This is a genomic window from Paenibacillus abyssi (assembly GCF_014640295.1).
In the GTDB taxonomy this organism is placed as follows: Bacteria; Bacillota; Bacilli; order Paenibacillales; family Paenibacillaceae; genus Paenibacillus_D; species Paenibacillus_D abyssi.
In genome coordinates this window covers 120,022-144,389 of record NZ_BMGR01000004.1, presented here as the reverse complement: position 1 = coordinate 144,389, position 24,368 = coordinate 120,022, and the positions used below count along the sequence as shown (strand labels likewise).

Sequence of the window (24,368 nt, the reverse complement as noted above, 5' to 3'; positions counted from 1 at the left end):
AAGGTAGGTCTTTCATGAGCATAGAGGGCGCAACGCATTTAAAAGTACCGCATCACAAAGCAGGGCAGCGCCCGGCGGTTTCCAAAGTGTTAGCCCGGGGCGGCAGCATAAGCTTTTTGATCAATACGACCGGCATGGGACTTGCTCTTTTATTACAGATTATTCTTGCAAGAGTGCTAGGGGTTACCAGTTACGGAATTTATGCATTTGTTACAACGGTCATCACGTTTCTTGTCTTTCCGGCGAAGCTGGGGTTTGATACGGCGATTGTACGTCTCATCGCTTCTTACCGCGTACATGGCGCATGGTCCTCCATTAAAGGGCTGCTGCGCCGGTCGAACCAGATCACATGCGCATTATCACTGCTTATCTCTGCGGCTGGACTTATCATGCTTTGGATCCGCAGCAGTGTCATGAGCAGCGAACAAACGGCAGCCTATGCCGCCGGCTTGGCTTCGATCCCGCTGTTGACCTTAGCGACACTCAGGCAAAGCGCGCTGCAGGCGATCAAAGACGTGTTGTTCGCTCAAATGCCGGAGAAGATTTTACGGCCGGTATTAACGATCGGACTGCTGCTGCTCTGTATATACGGCTTCGGTATGAACGCAGGTGCCGGAGTGGCGATGGCCTGCTTCGCAGCAGCTGTACTTGTCACTTATGTGCTTGGGGCATTTGTGCTCAGGTACCGGATCGGCCCGGAGACAGCCGGATTGGAGCCGCAATATGAGACACGCCGGTGGATGGCCGTATCCTTATCACTGATGATCAATGCAGGCATGTATCTTATCCTCGGGCAATTGAACGTTCTCATGATGGGCGTGATGCACGGGTCTACGGAATCCGGCATTTTCTCGGCGGCCGTAAGGCTTGCAGCGCTTGTGTCGTTTGCTTTAACGGCGATCAACATGACGGCGGCCCCGCTGCTCTCCGAGATGTTTGCGAAAGGGGATACCAAGCAATTAAGACAAGTCAGTGTTTTATCCGGAAGAGCGGGCTTCGCATTCGCAGCAGTTGTTTCCGCACTGTTTGCTGTCCTGGGGCGTTGGATCCTCGGATTATTCGGCGAAGAATTCCAAGCCGCGTATCCTGCACTGCTGATCCTTGCTGCCGGGCAGTTGTTCAGCGCTTATTGCGGTCAGAACGGAACGCTGGCGACGATGACGGGGCACCAAGGGATGCTGACCAAAGCATTAATGGCAGCAACTGTGCTGAATATTGTGCTGAATATCGCGCTCATCCCGCTGCTAGGCATGACAGGGGCTGCCCTTGCAGCCACCTGCTCCGTAATAGGCTGGAATACGGCGATGGTCATCGTGATCAAACGAAAGTTGGGTATTGTTACGTTAGCTTGGATACCAAAGAGAAAGAGTAGGAGTGGACCGATATGACAACCGTACTGCTAGCAGGTGTGCCATTATCCCCTAACCTGGGGGATGGATTAATTGCCTCGACATTAAACCGGATTATCCGGATGAAAGGGAATGTCGAGATTATCCATTTTGACTTGGTTCAGGGACGCTGTAAAGGTGGAGGCTCTCTATCTCCGATGGATGAAAGCAGGGCAGTATCCGAACATTCCAACATAAATCGTCTGAACCAGGGCGGAATCAGAAAACGGTTAACGCCGAATTGGATGCGAATGGCAAAGTCATATTGGCTGCACCGTAGAAAGGATACGCTCATGCAGGAGCAGATCCGTAAGGCAGTAGCTGAAAGCGATGCGGTATTGATCGGCGGAGGCCATCTCTTGATTGACACGTATCTGACGTTTCCGCTCTCTGTCAGGCGTGTTGCCGTGGAGGCCAAGCGGCAGCGCAAGCCGCTTCACATTGTAACGGTGGGGGCGCGCGGTCCCTGGAGCTTGCCGGCGAAGGCCTGGTTTTTGGATGTGTGCCGCACAGCGGAGACGATATCCGTTCGGGATCATGACTCGAGAAAATTCCTGCTGTCTATGGACGCGGGACTTGAGACGAAGACGGTGGTGCTCTCCGATCCTGCGCTTTATACGCCGGAAGCCTTCCCGCTCGCTTTCGCTCATCGAAGTAAACCGGAGCGTGTTGGCAGCAGCCCCCAAGAAGTGATGCCTGTTGTGGGATTAGGGATTATGGATCCCCATGAGATGAACCGGCATTCCGAATATCGCTGGGAGCGGGATGCCTGCGCCTCTTGGTGGCGAGATTTAGCGGCTCATCTGGTACGCCAGGGGTTTGCAGTCGATTTCTTCACGAATGGCTCGGCGACTGACAATGCTTTTATGGAACAATACATAAAGCCATGCGCTTCCAATATTGAGCGCGTTTATTTCCGCCCATATCCGACGACTGTATACGGCCTTGTTGAGCAAATCGCCGACTGCGACGCAGTAATTGCCCAGCGCCTGCATGCATGCATTCCTTCTTTATCCATGTTCAAACCTACATACGGCCTCATTTGGGACCGAAAGCTGGAAAATATATTTAAAGATTTGGGGCTTGAAGCCAATGTGATTGATTTTCACATCCCTGCCGCCCAGGTAGCGCAGCGGTTGGATCTATCCGCTCCAATGCCTCTTGGGGTCCGGGAGAGGCTCCGGGAGAAAAAAGCGCAGATCAATGATTATGTCGGGAGAATCGTCGTATGAGCGCAAAAATCAAAGTGCTGCATGTCGTCGGTAAAATGCATCCAGGCGGAATTGAGACGTTGCTAATGAATATTTACCGCCATACCGACAGGGATACATTCGAATATCACTTTGCCGTGCAAACCGAGGAGAAAGCATTCTACGATGATGAAATCCTTGAACTAGGGGGAACCATTTTCCGTCAGCCACATCCCCAGCGGAGCCTAAGCCGATTCCGGCGTGAATTTGCCGCCAATGTGACAAGGCATGGTCCCTATGCAGCAGTGCACAGCCACATCTTCGGCTTCAGCGGATATGTGCTTAAGCTTGCTGACCGAATGGATATCCCGGTCCGTGTCAGTCACAGCCATAACACGCATGATAGCCGTCAATCATCGGTGCTGCGAAAAGTTTACCGCAGTTACATGCGCCAATTGATCAGCAATCACGCGACGACGATGCTTGGCTGCTCCAGGGCAGCCTGCGAATCACTGTTTGGCGATCACTGCTGGAGTGACAGGAGGGTCGATGTGATCCCTAATGCGATTATGCTGGAGCCCTACGAACAGCTCTCGGAAGACCGTTCGGAGCTAAGAAGGAGACTGGGCGTTCATGATTGCTCTGCCCCGCTGTTTGCACATATCGGGAGATTCAGCCAACAGAAGAATCATGCTTTTTTGTTGGAAGCCTTCGCTTGTCTTGCGGCGCAAAGGCCGGATGCAAAATTATTTCTCATTGGGGACGGTCCGCTTCGCCAGGACATGGAACGCAAAGCGAAGCAGTTAGCAATTGACGGGCAGGTACAGTTTCTCGGCTTGCGAAAGGATGTGCCGGAGCTGCTTGGCGCAATGGACGGCTTTCTTCTTCCTTCATTATATGAAGGGCTTGGAATTGTCCTCATTGAAGCGCAAGCAGCCGGGATTCCGTGCCTTGTATCGAACCGGATACCTGAGGAGGCGGATCTGGGCCTGGGCATGATTCACAGGCTGAGGCTTGAGGATTCTGCGCAGCGATGGGGGGAGGAAATGAACCGGATCGTTCTGCAGAAGCGGCATCCGTGGAACGACATTCAACAGGCTTTGCAGAAAAGCGGATACGATATTAAAAGCAGTGTAAGCAGACTGGAGCGGATCTATCGTGGCGAATCCATCCTTTAACCGGACGTTCTTGCTTGTGTTATATGGTTTCGTAGTCGTGTTCGCCTTAAAATGGATCTTTCCGCAGGATATGCTGCTTGGGATCATCTTATTTTTCGGGCTGCTCATTCCATTCTTTTTCCTGCTTCGCTGGCCGCATACGCCCGGGCCTTTGCTCATTGGGCTTCTTGCCTTGCTGACTGGAAAACTGGCTTATGCGGTTACAACTGATCCGCTCGCAGGTCCCGATGAAATTAATTACTTCGAACAGGTAAGCAGCTTTGAGCGGTTATCGGATTTCATGCCTTATGCACTTCAGCATATCTCGGGCGAGTGGGCTAATATGTCGGCTTATCCGATATTCGGGTTGCTTTATATGCCGTTTTTCAAGTGGATTGAGGTGCAGGAGCCGCTTCCGATCATTGCATTCAATGCGCTGTTGTTTGTGCTGATTGTCAATCAAACCTATCGCCTGAATGAGTCATACCTGACGTACCCGACACCTGGGGAAAATCGATCCGGTTTTCACAGCATGGTCATATTGGGTCTGCTGCTAAGTCCGTCCTTTATGCTGATGACGTCCATATTTGCCAAAGACGTCACATGCGTGCTGCTGGGCGTGTATGCAGCGGGCCTGCTGCTTCGCCGCAAATATATCTGGTTTGTCATCGTTATGGTGTATGCGACCGGACTGCGTGATTATGCCATCGTCTATACGCTGGGATTCTATTTCTTTTATGCCCAGCGGTTCCGCTCCGCCGTGGCCGTCATGCTGGGTGCAATGGCAATCCTGGCGGTACAGGTCGGGCCGACGGGATTAATTAATTCCGTTCTGTTGACCATATTTTTGTTTGTCAGTCCGAATCCTGTGAATCCTGGCAATTGGGACAGCGAGGTATTTCTGCGCACGCTTGAAGCGGTATGGATGCTTGTCATTCTCGGGCTCTCAGCGATTGTTTTCATGAAATACAAAGAAACCAGAAAGTTTTATATCCTTGCCTTCATCCTTTTGTATACGTATGCCTGTACCCTTGTTCTCGTTGGTTATGTAACCGTCACGGGCAGGGAGCTCGAGTACGGTGTGGGGACGATTGGTGACAACATGGTGCGCAAAAAGCTGCCGGTTCTTCCGCTGCTCTACATTATGCAAGGTTATACGCTGGTTTGGTTCGCACGGCTTTGCCGCACTCCTGTTAGGAGGAGTGCCGCAGCGCCAATGGAATTGACGTTAAGTACAAGCATAGGAGGAGAAGGGGAAGATGATTTATCGAACAAACGGATATTGAAAGGAGGGGGGATTCATGCGGGGTCGTGATCTGTTTGCGAAATATCAGCCCATGCTGCGTTTGATAATCAAAATAATGGGCTTGCTGCCAAAAGCGCTTCTGAAATGGATGTGGACGCTGAGCGATTTGCTTCCCGAGCTTTTGGGCGTAGCGTTAAGATACTGCCTGCTTAAAAACCTCGCCGGCAGGTGCGGGGATAACGTCGTGGTAGGAAGAGGGGTTGAGCTTCGTTATGCCGAGCGGTTAACCGTCGGTTCCAACGTGAGTATACACAAGCAGTGTTACCTGGATGCTTACGGTGAATTGTTTATCGATGACGAGGTGTCCATTGCGCATCAGACCTCCATCGTTTCGTTTCAGCATACATGGGGCGAGGAAGGGCTGCCGATCCGCGATAACCCGCTGTTGTGTGCTCCGATTCGCATCCGCAAAGATGTATGGATCGGCTGCGGGGTCAGAATTATGGCCGGTGTCGATATCGGCAGCCGTTCGGTGGTTGCTGCAGGAGCTGTAGTCACCCGGTCCATCCCTTCCGGCGTAGTTGCTGCAGGCGTGCCGGCCAAATTGGTGAAGCAGATCAGGCCGGAGCCGGAGCCTGATGTTTGTAGACAATCTGCGATAGCGCAGCTGAGGCAAGAGTCAGTATAGCAAGTGAGATCCATAGGAGGGAAAGAGCCATGCATGTTGTTTGGGCGCATGATCACACGTTTTATTTTAACGAATCCGGCAAGTTTTTCTCCGGAGGCAAGCTTCCTTATGCGGTATGGGAACGATACCTGGGCGTTTTCGGCCGGATGACGGTCGCATGCAGAGGAAAGAAGGTGCCTTCGGATGCCGAACTGCAGGGCAAGACGGTATCCAGCGGACCGAATGTCGATTTTCTCGTACTGCCCTCTTTAAGCAATCCGGTTAATAAATTGACCAAGAAAGGGTATGTCGATCAGCTGCTGACCGATACCATATCCCGTGCCGACGCGGTCATTGCCCGCATGCCCAGTGAAATCGGAGCAGAAGCCATCCGGGTCGCCCGCAAGTTAGGCAAACCTTATGCCGTCGAGATGGTAGCGTGTGCTTGGGATGGCCTGTGGAATTACGGGAATACGCAGGGGAAGCTCTACGCGCCGTTATCCTTATGGAAATCGAAGCGGATCGTGTTACGATCGCCATTCACGATCTATGTGACGGAGCAATTCCTCCAGGACAGGTATCCATGTATAAATGGGCATACAGGGTCATGCTCCAATGTGGAGATACCAGAGTCGGCTGTAGAAGTGCTGGAGAAGAGGCTCGCGCGGATCAGGGAACGGGCAGGCCGGGAACCGCTGCATCTTGGGCTGATCGGTTCATTAAACGGGAAAACGAAAGGAATTGATACGGCACTTCGGGCACTGAAACGCGTCATCCTTGATTTCCCGGATACCCGGCTTTATGTGCTTGGCGACGGCTCCCCGGACGGGTGGATGACGATGGCCCATAGGCTGGGAATAGCTGGACAAGTCAGCTTCTGCGGCGTCCTTCCCAGTGGAAAAGCGGTGTTTGATTGGTTGGACGATATCGATTTGTATATCCAGCCGAGCTTTCAGGAGGGATTGCCACGGGCCACGATTGAAGCGATGAGCCGGGGGTGCCCGGTGCTCGGTTCAACGGCCGGAGGGATTCCTGAGCTGATCGGGGAAGAGTGCCTGCATCGTCCGGGCAGTGATAAACATCTCGCACGGCAGATAACACTGGCGTATCAGAACGAAGAGTGGATGCGGAAGCAAGCCGGGCTGAATTTCTATCAATCGCAGAATTATACCAAAGCAAAGCTGGATCAGAAGCGCCAGGCCTTCTGGATGGCGTTCCGGGATTATGTAAGGGCAGAAGGGAATCTGCCGGAGTATGTAACCGAGGGAGTGGAAGCATTATGACGATTCTGGTGACCGGAGCAGCCGGCTTTATCGGCTACCATCTAAGCGATAGATTGCTACGGGAAGGCAATCATGTGGTAGGCATCGATAATTTCAATTCCTATTATGACATCAAGCTGAAAGAGGACCGGTTCGCCATGCTGGAGAGCCACCCGAATTTTCAAGGGGTGAGGCTGGACATCGCCAGCTACGGAGATCTTGAAGGACTATTCAACAAACACGCCATTCATACCGCCATACATTTGGCAGCGCAAGCCGGGGTGCGTTACAGCATCACGAATCCTTTTGCTTATCTGGAGTCCAATCTGCTTGGATTCGGCAACGTGCTGGAAGCTTGCAGAAGGCATGAGGTTTCCCACTTGATCTATGCTTCATCGAGCTCCGTATATGGAGCCAACGAGAAAATGCCGTTTTCGGTTCATGACAGCGTCGATCACCCGGTGAGCTTGTACGCTGCTACCAAAAAAGCGAACGAACTGATGGCGCACACCTATAGCCACCTTTATGGCCTGCCTACGACCGGGCTTCGTTTTTTCACGGTGTATGGGCCGTGGGGGAGACCGGATATGGCCTATTTCAGCTTTACGAAGCGCATCGCCGAGGGCGTTCCGATTCAAGTGTTTAATGAGGGCAGGATGAGACGGGATTTTACTTATATCGATGATATTGTCGAAGGGATTTACCGGTTGATCGGACATCCGCCAAAGCCGGATCCGCAGTGGAACCGGGAGCGTCCGGATCCCGGCAGCAGCTATGCGCCATATAAAGTTTATAATATCGGCAATAATCAGCCCGTCGAGCTGATGCGGTTTATCCGTGCGATCGAAGATAAATTAGGCAAACAAGCGGTAATGGAGTTCAAACCGATGCAGCCTGGAGACGTACAGGCCACGTTTGCGGATATCGACGAACTGACGCGCGATGCAGGCTTCCGTCCACAGACCACCATTGAGGATGGGATTGGACGTTTTATTGACTGGTATGCCGACTACTACAATGTGCAGTCGGACAAGCCGTCTGAAACGGCCGCAAACGGGGAGGTTCCTGTATGACCAAAGTCGCTCATGTGGTGACATCAGGAATCAGCCACAAAATTTTGGGCGACAAGCTTAAGCTTCTTCATCAGGCCGGCTTCGATGTCACGTTGATTTCTTCACCTGAGGAGGCGGATGCAGAGGTCGGGGCGTCCTACCCGTTTCGCTGGCTGTTTGTACCGATGAACCGAAAAATTCATCTTACTGAGGACCTTCGCGCGATCATACAGATGAGAAGCCTGTTCAAGCGTGAACGCTTTGATGTGGTGCATACGCACACAGCCAAGGCTGGCTTGATCGGCCGACTGGCGGCAAGACTTGCGAATGTACCCGTAGTGATCCATACGAGCCATGGCCTCCCATTTTTTGAAGGTCAGTCGCGCATTACATACACCTTGTATCGATGGCTGGAGAAGCTGGGAGCGTTTTGCTGCGATGCGCTGGCCTCCCAGAACAGCGAGGATGTCTCCGTCATGCAGGCGCTTGCGCCGTGGCGCAAGGTTTACTATGAAGGCAACGGCGTTGACCTATCGAAGCATGATGACGAGCAGCGACGGATCTCGCAAGAGACAATTGCAGACATAAAGAAAGTGTACGGTATTCCTTGTGACAAGCCTGTCCTGTTGATGGCTGCCCGGTTCGAGGGGGTGAAAAATCATACGATGCTCATCGAAGCGCTTGTGAAAGCCAAGCGTGCAGGCGCGCTTGGCTGGGTGAGCGTGCTTGCAGGAAAGGGGCCGCTTGAAGACGCGATTATGAAACGCGCAGCTGAAGAAGGGCTGCAGCGGGAGGTGTTTTTTGTCGGTCAGCAATCTCAGATGGCGCCATGGATGAAGATGGCAGATATCGTATCGCTTACCTCGGAGAAGGAAGGCATTCCCCGTTCATTGATGGAGGCGATGTGTTATGCCAAACCGGTAGTTGCAACCGATGTGCTCGGTACCCGGGAGCTGGTTGTTCACGGAGAAACCGGAGAGCTGGTGCCTTACCAGGATGCAGGGGAGCTGGCAGAGAGCCTGCAGCGTCTAATGTCCGATCCTGCGCGGTTAGTCAAGCTTGGAGAGGCTGGGCGCAGACGAATTGAGGAGCACTTCACAGAATCCCTGGTGGTCGAACGTCTTGCACGAATATACCGGGAAACTGCAGCCCGCGCTTCAAGACAGCGAAGATGGGGCTTGTGTTTCCAGCAGTTCGCCAAGCGCGGACTGGACTTGCTCGTATGTGTTCCCGCATTTGTCATGCTGCTTCCGCTGTTTGGCCTTACGGCAGCCTTAGTCAAGCTGAAGCTTGGTTCGCCGGTGTTGTTCCGGCAGCAGCGGCCGGGGCGCTTTGGCAAACCGTTTCATGTTTACAAGTTCCGGACGATGACGAGCGAGACGGATCCATCCGGGAGGCTATTGCCCGATGACCTGCGGCTGACCCCCTTTGGCAGGCTGCTTCGCAGGCTCAGCTTGGATGAGCTTCCCCAACTGATCAATGTCATTCGCGGAGATATGAGTCTTGTCGGTCCCCGCCCTTTATTGATGGAATATTTGCCTTTATATACCGAAGAGCAAGCCCGCCGTCACGACGTCAGACCAGGCATTACCGGTCTGGCGCAGGTGAGCGGACGCAATACCGTAACGTGGGAGGAACGCTTCAAGCTGGATGTCCGTTATGTGGACAACCAGTCTCTATGGATGGATTATAAAATATTGGCTTTAACGGCGGTCAAAGTATTGAAGCGGGAAGGAATCGAGCAGCAAGGGCAAGCAACTGTCCGTAAATTCACAGGAAATCCGGGAAGGGAGAGTGCCTGATGAGCAAGACCCCCTTATTAATTGTAGGCGCTGGCGGACACGGACGTGTCGTACGTGATTTGCTGCAAACTACGAAATCGTACTGGCTTGCCTTGGTGGCTGACGATAAGCTCTCCCATACGGAGCTTCGGGATGGTGTCTATTACGGTCCGGTTGCTCTGATGCGCGATTTGATCGCGAATGAAACAGACGCCGCTGCTGCGGTAATTGGGATCGGCGACAACCGGATACGCCGGGAGATGTCAATCCGGCTCGAGTTGCCTGATAAGCGGTACGCAGCCCTCATCCATCCAGAGGCATCCGTGGCGAAGGATGCGGTAATCGGTCACGGTGCTGTCGTGATGGCAGGTGCCATCGTGAACACAGGCGCTGTCATCGGACCGCATGCAATCGTGAATTCCGGGGCGGTTGTCGAGCATGATTGTACCGTCGGCGCGTTCGCGCATATTTCGCCGCGCGTTGCGCTGGCAGGCGGCGTTAGGGTGATGGAAGGCGCTCATGTCGGCATCGGCGCTTGCGTCATCCAGGGAATAAGCATTGGCAGGTGGAGCATCCTTGGCGCCGGGGCGGCAGCAATTGCCGATGTACCGGATGGCGTTACAGCGGTAGGCGTACCGGCCAGAGTGATCAAGCAGCAAACAATGCAGCAGCCGCACTTGACAAATCAAGATATCTACCCAAAATTCACGGAAAATTCAGAAATCAGTTTACTTCGCAACATTTAGCTAAAGGAGTGGTTCCATGAACGCCAAACGACGTGTCTATTTGTCCCCGCCCCATATCGGGGAAGCGGAGCAGCGCTATGTGCAGGAGGCTTTTGCAACGAATTGGATTGCACCGCTCGGTCCGAACGTGGATGAATTTGAGCGGGAGCTCGCCGAGAAGGTAGGAGCCCGAGGGGCGGTAGCGATGAGCTCCGGTACGTCTGCGATCCATCAGGCGCTTCGCCTGGCAGGAGTTGGAAGGGGGGATCGGGTATTCGTCTCGACGCTTACCTTTGTGGCTAGTGTGAACCCGATTTTGTACGAAGGGGCAGAGCCTGTCTTTATCGATTCGGATTTTGAAACATGGAATATGTCGCCGGTTGCATTGGAGCGGGCGTTTGAAGCAGCGGAACGTGAAGATAAGCTGCCCAAAGCGGTCATCGTCGTCAATCTGTACGGGCAGAGCGCGGATATGGATCCGATTCTCGAGAGATGCGGCAAGTATGGCGTTCCGGTCATCGAGGATGCAGCGGAGTCGCTTGGGGCGAATTACAAGGGGAAGGCCAGTGGAACGTTAGGCCATTTCGGGATTTATTCTTTTAACGGAAACAAAATTATTACCACTTCCGGCGGCGGCATCCTTGTCTCTAATGACACCGGAGCGCTGGCCAAAGCAAAATTTCTGTCTACACAAGCCCGTGATCCTGCTCTTCATTACGAGCATAGTGAGATAGGGTATAACTACCGGATGAGCAATGTGCTGGCAGGCATTGGACGCGGTCAACTGCAGGTGCTGGAGGAGCGGGTTGCGGCAAGGCGGGCCGTCTTCCAGCGGTATAAGGAGGCATTTGCCGGCTATGAGGGCATCGAATGGATGCCGGAAGCGTCCTACGGAACGGCTACGCGCTGGCTTACGGCGCTGACGGTCAATCCGCTTATCCTCGGCGTCACCCCAATTGAGCTGGTTAAGGCCCTTGCAGCAGAGGATATCGAAGCGCGCCCGGTTTGGAAGCCGATGCATCTTCAGCCATTGCTGCGCCAATATGATTATTTCACGCATGCGCCGCAGTTCAGTGTGTCCGATCAGCTGTTTGCTCAGGGCCTGTGTCTCCCATCAGGCTCGAGCCTTTGCGAGGTGGAGCAGCGCAGGGTAATTGATTGCATTCTATCCCAAATCGAAGCCAGGAGGAAAACTCATGAAAGTGCGTAAAGCGATTATCCCGGCAGCAGGACTTGGCACAAGGTTTCTGCCTGCTACAAAAGCTCAGCCCAAGGAAATGCTGCCTATCGTGGACAAACCGACGATTCAATACATTATTGAAGAAGCGATTGCCTCCGGCATCGAGGATATTCTGATCGTAAGCGGACGTGGAAAACGGGCGATCGAGGATCATTTCGATAAATCATTCGAGCTTGAGGAGACGCTGGGCAAGAAAGGAAAAACCAAAGAACTGGAGCAGATTCGTCAGATTTCCGAGCTGGCTAATATTCATTATATACGCCAAAAAGAACCAAAGGGTCTGGGGCATGCAATCTGGTGCGCGCGCAGCTTCGTCGGCAACGAGCCGTTTGCGGTCCTGCTCGGCGATGATATCGTGCAATCCCAGGAGCCATGCCTTGGTCAGCTGATCCGCGTCTTTTCAAGGTTCTCCTCATCGGTGGTCGGTGTGCAGCGGGTTAATGATGAGGATGTGTCCAAATACGGCATTATCGCGCCGAGAGGCTCCTCCATCGAGCCATCCGTATTTTTCCTGGATACCCTTGTGGAGAAGCCTGCACGCAAAGCGGCTCCATCCAACTATGCCATTATGGGCAGATATGTGCTTACGCCGGAAATATTCGATATTCTCGAACATTTAGAGCCGGGTGCCGGAGGCGAAATTCAGCTGACCGATGCGATAAAAAAATTGAACGACCAAAAAACGGTCGTTGCCTATAATTTCGAAGGCGTTCGTTACGATGTCGGAGACAAATTCGGATTTATTCGCGCAACGCTCGATTTCGCTATGGAGCGCGAGGAGTTAAAGCAGGATATGCTGAACTACATCCAGTCCTTGTATGAGCAGCATGTTCCAATTCTGAATAAGGTGGCGAAATAGAATGCGTAAAATAACGGTCATCGGTACGGGTTATGTCGGATTGGTCTCGGGCACATGTTTTGCGGAAATCGGCAATCGGGTCGTCTGCTGCGATGTGGACGAAACCAAAATCGCCAAGCTCCGCCAGGGTGAAATCCCGATCTATGAGCCTGGTCTCAAGGAGCTTGTCGAGCGCAATGCGGCAAACGAACGGCTGTACTTCACGACGGATGTCGGGGAAGCCATTCAAGCTTCGGATATTATATACATTGCTGTCGGGACACCGATGTCGGAGACAGGTGAGGCGGACATGCGCTATGTCATGCAGGCTGCCAAGATAATCGGGGAGAACCTGAACAACTATAAAATCATTGTCAATAAGAGCACCGTGCCTGTCGGCACCGGCCAGCTGGTGCGCATGGTTGTACAGGCGAACAAGAAATATCCTTGGACCCGTTTCGATGTCGTATCCAATCCAGAGTTTCTGCGCGAAGGTTCAGCCATCGCGGACTGCATGAACATGGACCGTGCGGTAATCGGCTCGGATAGTGAGCAGGCGCTGGAGATAATTGCGCAGCTGCATGAACCGTTTGGCACGCGTATTTTCAAGACCGATCTGGAAAGTGCCGAGATGATCAAGTATGCGGCGAATACGTTTTTGGCCACGAAGATTTCGTTTATTAATTCCATCGCGAATATTTGTGAACGGGTTGGCGCGAATGTGATGCATGTCGCAGAAGGCATGGGACTGGACAGTCGAATCGGCGGGAAGTTTTTGCAGGCAGGTATCGGATACGGTGGTTCCTGTTTTCCGAAGGATACCTTTGCGCTTGCCCATATTGCAGATAAAGCCGGTTATGATTTTGAATTGCTCAAGTCTGTGATCCGCACCAATCAGAAACAGCGGTATGTCGTAATGAGCAAGCTGCGCGAAGCGTTGGGCGGGTTAACAGGGAAGCAAATCGCTGTACTGGGGCTCGCTTTCAAGCCGGAAACCGATGACATGCGTTATGCGCCGTCGCTGACAATCATTCCGGAGCTGTTGAAGCAGGGGGCTTCCGTACGCGCGTATGATCCGATTGCAGTGGACGCAGCCCGGGTGCAGCTTCCGCCGGAGGTGCACTATTACGATCATGTGGAACAGACGGTCATTGGATGCGATGCCTGTGTCATTCTGACGGAATGGCAGGATATTGTGGAAATGGATTTAGGCACGATTCGAAGCTTTCTGAATCAGCCGATTATCGTGGATGGACGTAACTGCTTCTCGCTTGAAGCCATGCAGGAGCACGGCTTTGAGTACCATTCAATCGGTCGTCCGACGATTAACAGAGCGGAGCGTGATCGCCATTCGGCGAATTTTTAGATGGCTGGGCTGGATACCCGTCGTATGGTGGACGTTCACCATACTGGGCTTCTCTTCCCAGCCCTATACGGAGCAAAGTATTCAACCCTGGCTTCGCGATCAGGTGACGGAAGCCCGTCTTTCAAGCCTGCTGCCCGATACGACGCTGCGCTATCACCATGCGGTCATTCATGCGAAGCAGGAGCCGTATCGTTTTGTCGAGTTTATATTCCGCAAGTCAGCACATCTGTTTGTGTATGCCGTGCTTGCTGTCCTAACCTACACGGCTATAAAACCGTGGCTGCGGGACCGGCCTGCTGTGCTGCTGCTTGTCTCATTAAGTTATGTGCTGGTGTTTAGCCTTGTGGATGAGTGGAGGCAATCGTTGAATCCGATGCGCACAAGCACCATCCAAGATGTGGCGGTTGATGTGGCCGGCGGGGTTATTGGGCTGCTCTGCTTGACCGTGAGCTCTCACTTGTTGAAGCTTAAGCAAAATAAGCGATATGGATGCATCGACTAACTGGCGGGGAGGGAGGTGAAATGTCAATAACGTCGGAAAGGGTTGCTCGGAAACAACGGAAGCCTGTCAGATGGGGACGCCTGATGGCTTGTACCGCTATGCTGCTGATCATTCTGCTCGGCGCAGGTCTGCTGGCCTATAACTGGATGACTGACCGGGTCTTAGTTATTCTGGCAGATTACGAGCTAGAGGCCGGTCCAGGGTGGCAGACCGGCAAGCCGGGAGGAGCATCAGGGGTTCATAGACAACGGGAGAATTACAACCCCGAGCTGACTCCCGAGGAAGCGAAGCGGGCAAAGGAACGGGTAACGCTCGAAGAAAAGCTGCGCCTTGCTTCAGTGTTTCTTCGTCACTGGAGTGGAGAGGAACTTAAGCAGTTTCAGTCCTCGCTCCAAGATGGCCTGTCGCTTGAAGAGAAACGGGAACTAAAACGTAAGATGCTGTCCAGGTTGGATGAGGAGGAGTATAACGAGTTAATTGCAATTGCCCAAAAATACGGATGGAGCCAAGGCAAGGAGTATGAGGAATCGCTGCGTGAGCAATCAAGCAGAGAGCGCTAAGGTCCCATTCAACAAAGTGAGGAAAAGAAATTGCGTAAAACATCTGCATTAATCTCTTTATTAATGGTAGTGATGCTGTTATTGCCTGTAACTTCAACCTTTGCGGCAGCGGGAGAAAACCAGGACACAGCCTCAAAGATGCCGGTGCAGAGCACCGCAAATGTATCTGGATTTGGATTGCTGAAGCCGGTAATGATGAATTTCTTTCAGCTCTTGCTCGAAATGAGCAATAGCAAGTCTGAAGCAGTAGATAGGTCCAATCAGTCGGATAAATCCGATGACAAGAAGGATAACTCTGGCTTTAACGAGAAGTTAAGCAATCCTGGCAAGGACAAAGACAAGGACAGAGGCAAGAAGAACGACAAAGATAAGGACAAAGATAAGGACAAAGACAAGGACAAAGACAAGGACAAAGACAAGAAGAACGACAAAGATAAGGACAAAAACAAGGACAAAGACAAAGACAAAGACAAAGACAAAGACAAAGACAAAGACAAAGACAGGGACAAGCCAACAAAACCTGGAAAGCCTGATGAAAAACCGGAGAAACCCGATCATCCTAAGCAACCAAATGATGAAGAATTACAGAGGATTATTAACGAAACAACGAACAAACTCGTTGCCTTGAAAAACAGTTGCCAATCGAAATTAATCCCGATCGGACTTGAATTTTCGATGGCGGAAACGACCCATGAGAAAACCGTTCTTTACGATAAAGGAACGACGGTGTTAGCCGAGTGCGCCTCACAGTTTAAGTCGATCATTCAAGATGCTGCGTTGAAGCTGCAAGCCGCAGGATTATCAACCGATGAGCTTGAGCCGTTCCAAGCGCAATATGAGCGCGAGCTGGAGATCGGCAAGGATATGCTGGAAAAGATTGTAGACTAGTTGTTTTTATCATCATTGCTGGATATTATCGAGCGCACAGCTTTACGAATCTTTATTCTGCGGAATAGAGATGAGTAAGGCTGTGTTTTTTATTATTAATATTCAAACTTCATGTTTACACGTTGAGCATTAGTGAAATAAAATGAGGAGGAGCATCTGTAAAGCTGTGTATACGAAAGAAAATCAGGAAAGGGGCAGAAATGAACCGAAAAAACATTGATTTTTTAGGTGATATTACGATCGTCGTCTCCCCTGCATTAAGAATCAATAATGTAAATAAATCGATTTTTAATTTTCTCCTCTATACGGAAGAAGAACTCATCGGAAAGCATATACGCACAGTTCTTCCCGAATATCAGCTGGATAAGATTATCGCAAAAGAATCCCGATATATCCCGTTTACCGATACGATACTACTTAGTAAAAATGGAGATAAAGTACCAATCTCTGTTTCCGCTTCAGCAGTTCATGATGAGCAAGGAAATTTACTTGGAATTATGCTGCTTATGCATAGTGTTTTGGGAAGAAATCAAGTCAAAGTAACGTTAATGGATATAAATAATCGCTATCGTGCCATGACGGACTATGCTCTGGATGCCGTAATTGTGATGAATTCCGAAGGTATGGTTATCGAATGGAATGCGCAAGCGGAATTACAGTTTGGTTGGAGCGAGGACGAAGTTATTGGGAGCAGTCTGGCAGATCTCATCATTCCGCATGATCTTCGTGAAAGGCATCAACAGGGATTGATGCGGTTTATGGCGACAGGTGAGTATAAAATCCTGAATAAAAGAATTGAGCTGTCAGCTCTTCATCGTCTCGGTCATCATATTCCGGTTGAATTAACCGTAACACCCATCAGATGGGGAGACACGTATCTTTTCAGCGCTTTTATAAGGGACATCACAGAAAGAAAAGAAACGGAGAGAGCGCTTGTTGAGGCTAAAGAAGCTGCTGAAGCTGCGGCGCTGGTCAAAAGCAAATTTCTGGCAACGATGAGTCATGAAATTAGGACGCCGCTCAATGGCATTGTCGGAATGACACAGCTGTTAAAAGAGACGATACTCTCCCGCGAGCAGCAGGAATATTTGGAGTATATTCTGAAAAGCGAGGATGCATTGCTGGCGATCATTAACGATATTCTAGACTTTTCAAAAATTGATGCCGGTATGGAGCTGGAAGAGGAGCCGTTTGATTTGGTTGCCTGCGTTGAAGAATCATTGGATATTTTGTCCACCCTAGCTAAGGAAAAAGATTTGGAAGTAAATTATATGTTAGATACTGAAATCCCGCAGTATATTGTCGGAGACGTTACGAGGCTGAGGCAAATTCTAATTAATTTAATTGGAAATTCGCTTAAATTTACAGCGTCTGGCGGCGTCTTTCTATCGGTAAACAAACTTAATGATCTGAATAACGGTCAATTAGAGCTGCTCTTTACAGTCAAGGATACTGGAATTGGCATTCCGAAGGACAAGCAGACGTTATTATTCCTCCCGTTCTCTCAAGTAGACTCTTCAACTAATCGGATGTACGGCGGGACGGGCTTAGGGCTAGCCATTTGCAAAAGCTTGGTAGAGCTTATGGGGGGAGAGATATGGGCAGAGCCGGATTCGGAAGGGGCAACGTTCAGGTTTACAATCATAACCCAACCAGCGGATTCTTGGAGCAGTTATCATCAAGCTGCCGATACGGACATGCCTGCCGAGGTGAGCGCACAACTTCGGATCCTGATCGCAGAAGACAATGAAATCAATCAAAAGGTACTCCTGTATTTATTGGAGAAAGAGGGATTTCATTCGGATGTTGTCCATAATGGCTATGAGGTATTGGAAGCCATTCAACATCAATCCTATGATCTTATTCTCATGGATATAGAGATGCCCGGATTGGATGGAATCGAAGTCGCTCAAATGATAAGAAAAAATTTGCCGGCACAAGACCAGCCCAAAATGGTTGCGGTTACGGCGAATGCTTTCACGGAGGATAAAGAGAAATGCTTGGCAGTTGGAATGGATGATTACATTAGCAAACCGTTCAACCGAACGAAACTGCTGCAAATCTTGAAAAATTTAACCTTCTAATCCGCTTCCCGCGAGGGGTAGCGGATTAGAAGGTTTTTTTTGAAAAAGATAAGCCTACAAGTTTCACCTCTTACACGGAAGATGCTTCAGAATACGCCATCGATGCAACAATAAGATGATCTAATTTTTGACTTACCCATAGGACGTCAGGATGAAGGAGGTTCATTGCATGCTGTTCAGCGGTATGCAGCAGTTCGTTTCTGATATGATCGATTTCTTCTATCAGGTTCATTGTCATCACCTTTTCAATTTTTTAATTTGATAACCTCCTTTAACCGTTTTTTATAGTGAGAAAACTGATTTCACCAAAAATACAAAAAAAACCCACCCTTCGAACAGTTAACCCGGAGTTAACCGTTTGGAAGATGTCCGCTCAAGCTCCGGATCCGGGTGATTGGCCAGAGAATAACCCAAAACGAAGTTTGAGGTTTCGCCGCTTCGCTATCGCAAAAAATTATCGAATTGAGGAATGTATTGCCTGGCATGCAGTGCAAGAGTATGATGGAGCAAAAGGAGGTGTTCGCTATGGGTGGGAAGTTCATCGTTTTATTTGACGGGATGTGCAATTTTTGTAATAACAGCGTGCAGTTTATTATGAAGCGGGATCCGAAGCAAAAATTCCAGTTTGCTTCCCTCCAGAGCAGCATCGGCAGAGAACTGGTCCAGAAGTATAATGTGGCCGGTATTGACAGCTTCTTATTAATAGAAGGGGAAAGGTGCTATATCAAATCAACGGCGGCCCTGCGGGTATGCCGGAATTTGAAGGGGCTGTGGAAGCTCGCCGCAGCGCTGCAGATTGTGCCCAGAGCTGTTCGGGACCGTGTCTACGATTGGTTTGCCAGAAATCGCATCCGATGGTTCGGTGCAAGCGACAGCTGTATGCTGCCAACGCCTGAACAGCGGAAGCGGTTTTTATAATAAGCTTTTCATGTCAGCATTAATTCTATTAGAAGTCTAGGAGGAGAACGATGCCGGATTCACTCGTAAAGCAGATGCAATCCATGCTGAGCCAAATGAGGATGGTCGATCTGTCCCATATTTTGGAGGAGGATATGCCGGTCTATCCGACGCATTCACGTTATTTTCACACACAGTGGGACAGCTTTGAGACAGGAAGCCCGGCGCTGGTGTGCCAACTGCTCATTAACGAGCATTGCGGCACCCATATCGATGCGACGGCCCATTTCCTGAGGGAAGGCGATCCGCAGCATCGTTACATGTCGGAGACCGAGCTCACACAATGTTATGGCCGGGCGCTGACGCTGGACTTCTCGCATTATACGGATCAGGATCTTGTGTCCAAGCTGGAGATTGAACAATGGGAAAACTCGAATCAGACGATTGAAGAGGGAGATATCGTGCTGTTCCGGTTTGGATGGGATCGCTACTGGGCACCCCGCTCTGTTAACCGCACTTATGTTGCTTCATGGCCGGGCATTAGCGGTGAGGCGGCGGCTTACTTGGCGGATAAACGGATCAAAGCCGTCGGCTGTGACACGCTGGCGATTGACAGCTCGTCCTCAAGCGAGAATGCTGCGCATTATGCGCTTCTTGGAAGCGGTATCAACATCATTGAAAATCTGACGAGGTTGGAAGAAGTGTTAGGGGAGTCGCTTGTTATGGTGATGCCGCTGAAAATAAAAGGCGGATCGGGTTCTCCGATCCGCGCTGTAGCATGGAAGGCAATGAGCTAACCATTTATAACTTCTCCGCCGTTAATATGGAGGACTTGTCCCGTCATGTACGAGGAGTCTTCAGAAGCCAGATAGACATATGCAGCTGCCAGCTCCGACGGTTGACCGGGACGTTTCATCGGTGTGTCCGAGCCGAAGGCAGCTACCTGCTCATCATCAAATGTGGCGGGAATAAGCGGCGTCCAGATCGGGCCCGGCGCAATTCCGTTTACCCGGATGCCGCTTGCGGCAACATTGACCGCCAGCGCCCGGGTGAACGAAACGATCGCCCCTTTGGTAGATGAATAATCGATGAGCATCGGGTTGCCGCGGTAAGCGGTCACCGAGGTCGTATTAATGATGGAAGCGCCTTGGGTAAGGTGCGGTAAGACCTCTTTGGTCAGATAGAACATCGCAAACACATTTGTTTGGAAGGTCTTCGCCAGCTGCTCCGAAGTAATATCTTCGAGCTTCTGCTGCGGATGCTGCTCTGCCGCATTGTTGACAAGCACATCGACTTTACCGAATATGTCGATGGTATCCTTCACTATCTTGCGGCAGAAAGCTTCGTCGCCGATGTCTCCTGCAATCAACATGCATTTCCTGCCAGCTTGTTCTATTTTCTGCTTGGTCAGTTCCGCATCCTCATGTTCATCTAAATAGGCGATCACTACATCGGCCCCTTCTTTAGAAAAGGCAATGGAAGCTGCGCGCCCAATACCGCTGTCGCCACCGGTAACAATGATGGTTTTGCCTGCTAATTTGCCTCCGGGACGATAGGAAGGTGACTCAAATTCGGGTAACGGATGCATCTTTGATTCCAGACCGGGCTGCTTGTTTTGGTGCTGCGGCGGATTAATCGGCTGCTTCGAATTAGATTTACTCATAATAGGTGTCCTCCTTTGGAAAAAGGTATAACATTGGAATACCCCTATCCGCGGGAAATTAACCGGAAAACATGATTTTAATGATTAGAACATGCTCCAATCATAAGCCTGAGAAAGCTTTTCCAGCAGATCAACGCCCGCTGTGCTATTGCCTTTTTTATTCAGCGCCGGACCGATGACACCGATGCCGTAGCGGCCGGGTACAAGCGCCAATATTCCGCCGGCGACACCGCTTTTAGCTGGAATGCCCGCTTGGATCGCGAACTCCCCGGATGCATTGTACATCCCGCATGAAATCATGAAGGTTTTGGCGATTTGCACATAACGCCTTGGAATGAGCTCTTCTCCGGTGTGCGGATCGACGCCGTCATTCGTTAGCACCAGCGCCATCCTTGCCAGATGCCGGCAGTTAATTTCGATCGAACAGTGCTTGAAATAAACATCCAGCACTTCTTCCACATCAATATCCTCATCCAATACCTCATTATCCTTCAGAAAATAAGCGAGAGACCGGTTGCGGTGGGCGGTACGCTTCTCCGAGAGATAGACATCCTTATTGTACGAGAGGGAGGGATCATCGGCCAGCTTGCGGAAAAAAGCCAAAATCCGCTCTACCTTCTCATCCGGATCCGCTCCATGTATTAAGGAAGAGATCACAATCGCCCCGGCATTGATAAGCGGATTAAACGGGATACCCGGCTCAACGAGCTCAAGCTTTAACATGGAGTTAAAATCATCGCCGGTCGGTTCCTTGCCGACCTTGGCAAAGACGCCTTCTTCGCCATTGTCCATAAGCGCAAGCAGCAAGGTGTACACCTTGGAAATGCTTTGCATGGTGAATGACAGCCTGCAATCGCCCGCTGTAATCATTCGTCCTTGCAGGTCAATTACGGTAATGCCTAATGCATCGGCCGGCGCGAAGGCCAGCTCCGGTATATATTCCGCAACGTTGCCCTTTGCAGCTTGTTTCCGGCTTTCCTCAAGCATTGCCGGCAATTGTTGTTCTAATTTTGCCCATTCTGAATTCATATCAGGGGTTCCCTCCAAACCTATTCTCTAGTCTAAAAATGCATATTCCCTATAATTCGACATACACTGTTTTCTCCCTGCTGTTTTATTATTGAGATTCTCTTTTTCCGCTTTTTCCCGCTTGCTGCCTTAACATCTTCTATATATTTCCGACATTACGATTACCACAATTTGTGTTATGATGAAAGAATGAATGAACGGCTGACGGAGGGTTGGAATGAGCAAATTTCTTTTATTCCCACTGTTGTGGTGGATTTTTGGCAATCCTTTTGTTGCTATTATTGTACTGCTTGTTATTTTGTATTTTCTGGACCGCAGATTTATCGGACTTTCTCCCAGTTTGGTTAAGCCGCTGCGCAGAAGGAGTCAGATTGCAAAGCTGCGCCAGCAACTGCTGCTTAATCCCAATGACATCACAGCGAAACAGGATATCGCAAGGTTGCTGATTGAGAAGAAGAGCTACCGGGAAGCGCGCAAATGGCTGGAATCGGTAGGCAATGTGATGGAGCATTCCGCAGAGTACTGGGATGACCTGGGTACCGTCTATTTGCATACAGGGGATAAGGCCAGGGGAGAGGAAGCGATACAAAGAGCGGTCGCCATCAATCCAAGAGTAAAATACGGCCAGCCATATCTGCGGCTGGCAGCGCTGCATTCCAAAAGCGATGCGGACAGAGCGATTCGTTATTTGGATGAATTTCGGACGATTCATTCGTCTTCCTGCGAAGCGTATTATCGTCTCGGGGAGATCTACAAGCTGCTTGGGCGAACGGAAGAAGCAAAGCAGGCTTTTGGCGAAGCATTACTGATCTATCGTTCTTTGCCGAAGTACAAGAAGAGACAAGAGAGAAAATGGGCGATCCGCAGCCTGATTCGAAAGCTGTCATAGTTATCCAGTTAATAAATTCCCCTTTTGTGCCGATAAGAGGCAAGAGGGTTTTTTGCGTGAAAGAATCATTGTGAAAATTTCAAGAATCGTTGATAATAAAGAAATGCTACGCCCTCTACATAGAAAACCAGAATGGAAATACGGGGGACAATTCATGTTAAGAAGTAATACCTGGTTGATTACGACCGTCGTTATCATCTTGCTGCTCGGCATAAATAATACGGTCTATTATTTCACAACAAAAAAATCGTTGGAGGAAAGCCTCAGCCATGAGATGAGCTCAGTGGCGAAACAGATCGAAATATCGATCGAGCAGTCCAGGCTGGGGGCAGAGAAATACCAAGAGCTGATCGGCCATCAACTGAGAAGCGTATCCATTGCCGCGCAATATGCCCTTGATCCGGATATTGAAAAGGTGGACAACGAGCAACTTGTAGAGCTTAGTGACCGTCTGGGTGTCCTCCATATTACACTTTTGAAACGGACGGAGGACAATATTGTTTTGTATAAATCTTCCGATCCGCAGCAGCTTGGCCTCAATACGAGCTCGTGGTATCCGTGGTATCAGGCATTTAATGAGCTGTTCGACAATCACCAGGTCACGATAGACTGGGGACAATCCCTCAGTAACTTCTGGACCGGGCCATTCGAGCTGGCCACATCCGATACAAGTAAAATTCGTAAGTGGGGTTATTATTATGACGGTACCACGAACTATATTATCGATCCTTATGTGAGTTACGATATGCAGGAAGAGTACGAAAAGATTACCGGAGCCAATCCAATGATTGAACAGACGCTGCGGGAGAATCCTTCGATTCTGGAAATCACGGTCATTAACCCGAAGACATTCCCGGACGGGATGCTCCGGACGAAAACGGAAACCGGAGAGGATCTTGACCATATTACAACGCAGCCAATTATCTATGGAACTTATGAATATCAAGATCCGGAGGATGTCGGAAGCGTACAGGAAGCATTCAATACGAATGAAGCGGTGACAATCAATACGGATATTAATGGTAAACATGTGCTCAAAATGTTCATTCCCGTACCGATCGCTAAAGTGGCAAGCATTGTCGACGAAAACAGCGAGCCTGTCGACCATTACATTTTAAGCATTGTGTCGGATTATCAGTCGATCCAAGATACACTCGACAAGCAGTTTCTTAATATCGGACTGATTATTCTCGTTGTATCGGTGTTAAGCGTCATTATCGTTTTCGTTACGATGAGATATTTCCGCAAATCGAGAGACCGCGTTGTCGGTGAAGCCCAGGCCAGATACTCGGACGAAATCAATCAGCTCTTTCATTCGATCCGGGTGCAGCGCCATGATTTTCTCAATCATGTGCAGATGATTCATTCCCTGGCGGAAATGAATAAGGTGAAGGAGCTTAGGTCCTATACGAAGGATTTGGCGGGAGAAATTCATGTGCTGAGCGATATTATCAATATCGGCAATCCTGCGATCGCGGCGCTTGTCCGTTCAAAGCTGTCCCAGGCGGAGAGCCATAAGGTTAGGTTCGAGAGCCATTTCCAAGGGATGAGTTCATTGGAGCTGGGCGTAAAAACGTTGGATCTAACCAGAATGCTCGGCAATTTGGTGGATAATGCAATCGATGAGGCCATGAAATACCCGGACGAAGAAAAGCGCTGGGTCGCGTTAAGCGGCTCGGATGAACAGCATTATCTTCTGTTCTCGGTCAGCAATTATTGCCAAAACCCGGACGACTTGAAAAACAAATCGCTCTTTGAAGCCGGTTATTCCAATAAAGGCAATGGCCATCAAGGCTTAGGTTTATCGATTGTGAAGGAAATCGTAGAACAGTACAAAGGCACGATTAGCTTGGATTTGGATATGCCTAATCAAGTTTCAATTGTCATTATCATTCCTCATTAAATGAAATTATGCTTCTCTAACGAATATCCATTCGGCGGGGA

At 50.2% G+C, this 24,368-nt stretch carries 23 protein-coding genes; 20 read left to right on the top strand and 3 right to left on the bottom strand.

Going from position 1 to position 24,368, the window contains the following annotated elements:
• The first annotated feature begins 14 nt into the window (after positions 1 to 14).
• The 16 genes from IEW11_RS07385 (at position 15) to IEW11_RS07310 (ending at position 17,946) form a co-directional block, all read left to right on the top strand.
• Positions 15 to 1,388, top strand: a complete 1,374-nt coding sequence (locus IEW11_RS07385) for a flippase (protein ID WP_188530420.1) — start codon at positions 15 to 17, stop codon at positions 1,386 to 1,388.
• Complete coding sequence (locus IEW11_RS07380; protein WP_188530419.1) at positions 1,385 to 2,620, top strand: polysaccharide pyruvyl transferase family protein; 1,236 nt, start codon at positions 1,385 to 1,387, stop codon at positions 2,618 to 2,620. The genes IEW11_RS07385 and IEW11_RS07380 overlap by 4 nt, the downstream gene beginning before the upstream one ends.
• Positions 2,617 to 3,756, top strand: a complete 1,140-nt coding sequence (locus tag IEW11_RS07375; protein ID WP_188530418.1) for a glycosyltransferase family 1 protein — start codon at positions 2,617 to 2,619, stop codon at positions 3,754 to 3,756. Before IEW11_RS07380 ends, IEW11_RS07375 begins: the two co-directional genes overlap by 4 nt.
• On the top strand, positions 3,737 to 5,050 hold the full coding sequence (locus IEW11_RS07370; protein WP_188530417.1) for a hypothetical protein: 1,314 nt from the start codon (positions 3,737 to 3,739) through the stop codon (positions 5,048 to 5,050). The genes IEW11_RS07375 and IEW11_RS07370 overlap by 20 nt, the downstream gene beginning before the upstream one ends.
• Entirely contained in the window at positions 5,037 to 5,669 is a 633-nt protein-coding gene (locus IEW11_RS07365) for an acyltransferase (protein ID WP_229725006.1), read from the top strand. The genes IEW11_RS07370 and IEW11_RS07365 overlap by 14 nt, the downstream gene beginning before the upstream one ends.
• A gap of 29 nt (positions 5,670 to 5,698) precedes the next feature.
• A complete protein-coding gene (locus IEW11_RS07360; protein WP_188530416.1) occupies positions 5,699 to 6,931 on the top strand; it encodes a glycosyltransferase in 1,233 nt (410 codons plus the stop codon).
• Positions 6,928 to 7,983 carry an NAD-dependent epimerase gene (locus IEW11_RS07355; RefSeq protein WP_188530415.1) on the top strand — a complete coding sequence of 352 codons (1,056 nt, stop codon included), beginning with the start codon at positions 6,928 to 6,930 and terminating at the stop codon, positions 7,981 to 7,983. Before IEW11_RS07360 ends, IEW11_RS07355 begins: the two co-directional genes overlap by 4 nt.
• A complete protein-coding gene (locus IEW11_RS25200) occupies positions 7,980 to 9,764 on the top strand; it encodes a sugar transferase (RefSeq protein ID WP_188530414.1) in 1,785 nt (594 codons plus the stop codon). The genes IEW11_RS07355 and IEW11_RS25200 overlap by 4 nt, the downstream gene beginning before the upstream one ends.
• Positions 9,764 to 10,489, top strand: coding sequence for an acetyltransferase (locus IEW11_RS07345; protein ID WP_188530413.1), 726 nt, complete (start codon positions 9,764 to 9,766; stop codon positions 10,487 to 10,489). Before IEW11_RS25200 ends, IEW11_RS07345 begins: the two co-directional genes overlap by 1 nt.
• A gap of 16 nt (positions 10,490 to 10,505) precedes the next feature.
• Positions 10,506 to 11,678 (top strand): aminotransferase class I/II-fold pyridoxal phosphate-dependent enzyme, encoded by a 1,173-nt coding sequence (locus IEW11_RS07340; protein ID WP_188530412.1) that lies wholly within the window; start codon positions 10,506 to 10,508, stop codon positions 11,676 to 11,678.
• A complete protein-coding gene (galU, locus tag IEW11_RS07335) occupies positions 11,665 to 12,567 on the top strand; it encodes a UTP--glucose-1-phosphate uridylyltransferase GalU (RefSeq protein WP_188530411.1) in 903 nt (300 codons plus the stop codon). The genes IEW11_RS07340 and galU overlap by 14 nt, the downstream gene beginning before the upstream one ends.
• Position 12,568: 1 nt before the next feature.
• Positions 12,569 to 13,912 (top strand): UDP-glucose 6-dehydrogenase TuaD, encoded by a 1,344-nt coding sequence (gene tuaD, locus IEW11_RS07330; RefSeq protein WP_188530410.1) that lies wholly within the window; start codon positions 12,569 to 12,571, stop codon positions 13,910 to 13,912.
• On the top strand, positions 13,842 to 14,414 hold the full coding sequence (locus IEW11_RS07325) for a VanZ family protein (RefSeq protein WP_188530409.1): 573 nt from the start codon (positions 13,842 to 13,844) through the stop codon (positions 14,412 to 14,414). The genes tuaD and IEW11_RS07325 overlap by 71 nt, the downstream gene beginning before the upstream one ends.
• Positions 14,415 to 14,434: 20 nt before the next feature.
• Positions 14,435 to 14,974, top strand: coding sequence for a hypothetical protein (locus IEW11_RS07320; protein ID WP_188530408.1), 540 nt, complete (start codon positions 14,435 to 14,437; stop codon positions 14,972 to 14,974).
• Positions 14,975 to 15,004: 30 nt separating this feature from the next.
• Positions 15,005 to 15,862 carry a hypothetical protein gene (locus IEW11_RS07315; protein ID WP_188530407.1) on the top strand — a complete coding sequence of 286 codons (858 nt, stop codon included), beginning with the start codon at positions 15,005 to 15,007 and terminating at the stop codon, positions 15,860 to 15,862.
• A 200-nt stretch (positions 15,863 to 16,062) separates the two neighbouring features.
• Complete coding sequence (locus tag IEW11_RS07310) at positions 16,063 to 17,946, top strand: PAS domain S-box protein (protein WP_188530406.1); 1,884 nt, start codon at positions 16,063 to 16,065, stop codon at positions 17,944 to 17,946.
• Between the two features lie 70 nt (positions 17,947 to 18,016).
• On the opposite strand, the gene IEW11_RS25315 is transcribed toward IEW11_RS07310, so the two are convergent.
• Entirely contained in the window at positions 18,017 to 18,178 is a 162-nt protein-coding gene (locus IEW11_RS25315; RefSeq protein ID WP_188530405.1) for an aspartyl-phosphate phosphatase Spo0E family protein, read from the bottom strand.
• Between the two features lie 293 nt (positions 18,179 to 18,471).
• Between IEW11_RS25315 and IEW11_RS07300 the strand changes: the two genes are divergently transcribed.
• Both IEW11_RS07300 and IEW11_RS07295 read left to right on the top strand, forming a co-directional pair.
• Positions 18,472 to 18,864, top strand: a complete 393-nt coding sequence (locus IEW11_RS07300; protein ID WP_188530404.1) for a thiol-disulfide oxidoreductase DCC family protein — start codon at positions 18,472 to 18,474, stop codon at positions 18,862 to 18,864.
• 50 nt (positions 18,865 to 18,914) lie between these two features.
• Complete coding sequence (locus tag IEW11_RS07295) at positions 18,915 to 19,640, top strand: cyclase family protein (protein ID WP_188530403.1); 726 nt, start codon at positions 18,915 to 18,917, stop codon at positions 19,638 to 19,640.
• Here the strand turns inward: IEW11_RS07295 and IEW11_RS07290 are convergent.
• Together IEW11_RS07290 and glsA are read right to left on the bottom strand one after the other, a co-directional pair.
• The gene (locus tag IEW11_RS07290) at positions 19,637 to 20,506 is read right to left on the bottom strand and encodes an SDR family oxidoreductase (RefSeq protein WP_188530402.1); all 870 of its coding nucleotides are present in this window, start codon (positions 20,504 to 20,506) and stop codon (positions 19,637 to 19,639) included. The genes IEW11_RS07295 and IEW11_RS07290 overlap by 4 nt on opposite strands.
• Positions 20,507 to 20,590: 84 nt before the next feature.
• Positions 20,591 to 21,535: a glutaminase A gene (gene glsA / locus IEW11_RS07285; RefSeq protein WP_188530401.1), complete on the bottom strand. Its 945-nt coding sequence runs from the start codon at positions 21,533 to 21,535 to the stop codon at positions 20,591 to 20,593.
• Between the two features lie 217 nt (positions 21,536 to 21,752).
• On the opposite strand from glsA, the gene IEW11_RS07280 reads away from it, so the two are divergent.
• Positions 21,753 to 22,424 carry a tetratricopeptide repeat protein gene (locus IEW11_RS07280; protein ID WP_188530400.1) on the top strand — a complete coding sequence of 224 codons (672 nt, stop codon included), beginning with the start codon at positions 21,753 to 21,755 and terminating at the stop codon, positions 22,422 to 22,424.
• Positions 22,425 to 22,578: 154 nt separating this feature from the next.
• Entirely contained in the window at positions 22,579 to 24,327 is a 1,749-nt protein-coding gene (locus IEW11_RS07275; protein WP_188530399.1) for a sensor histidine kinase, read from the top strand.
• Positions 24,328 to 24,368: the final 41 nt, after the last annotated feature.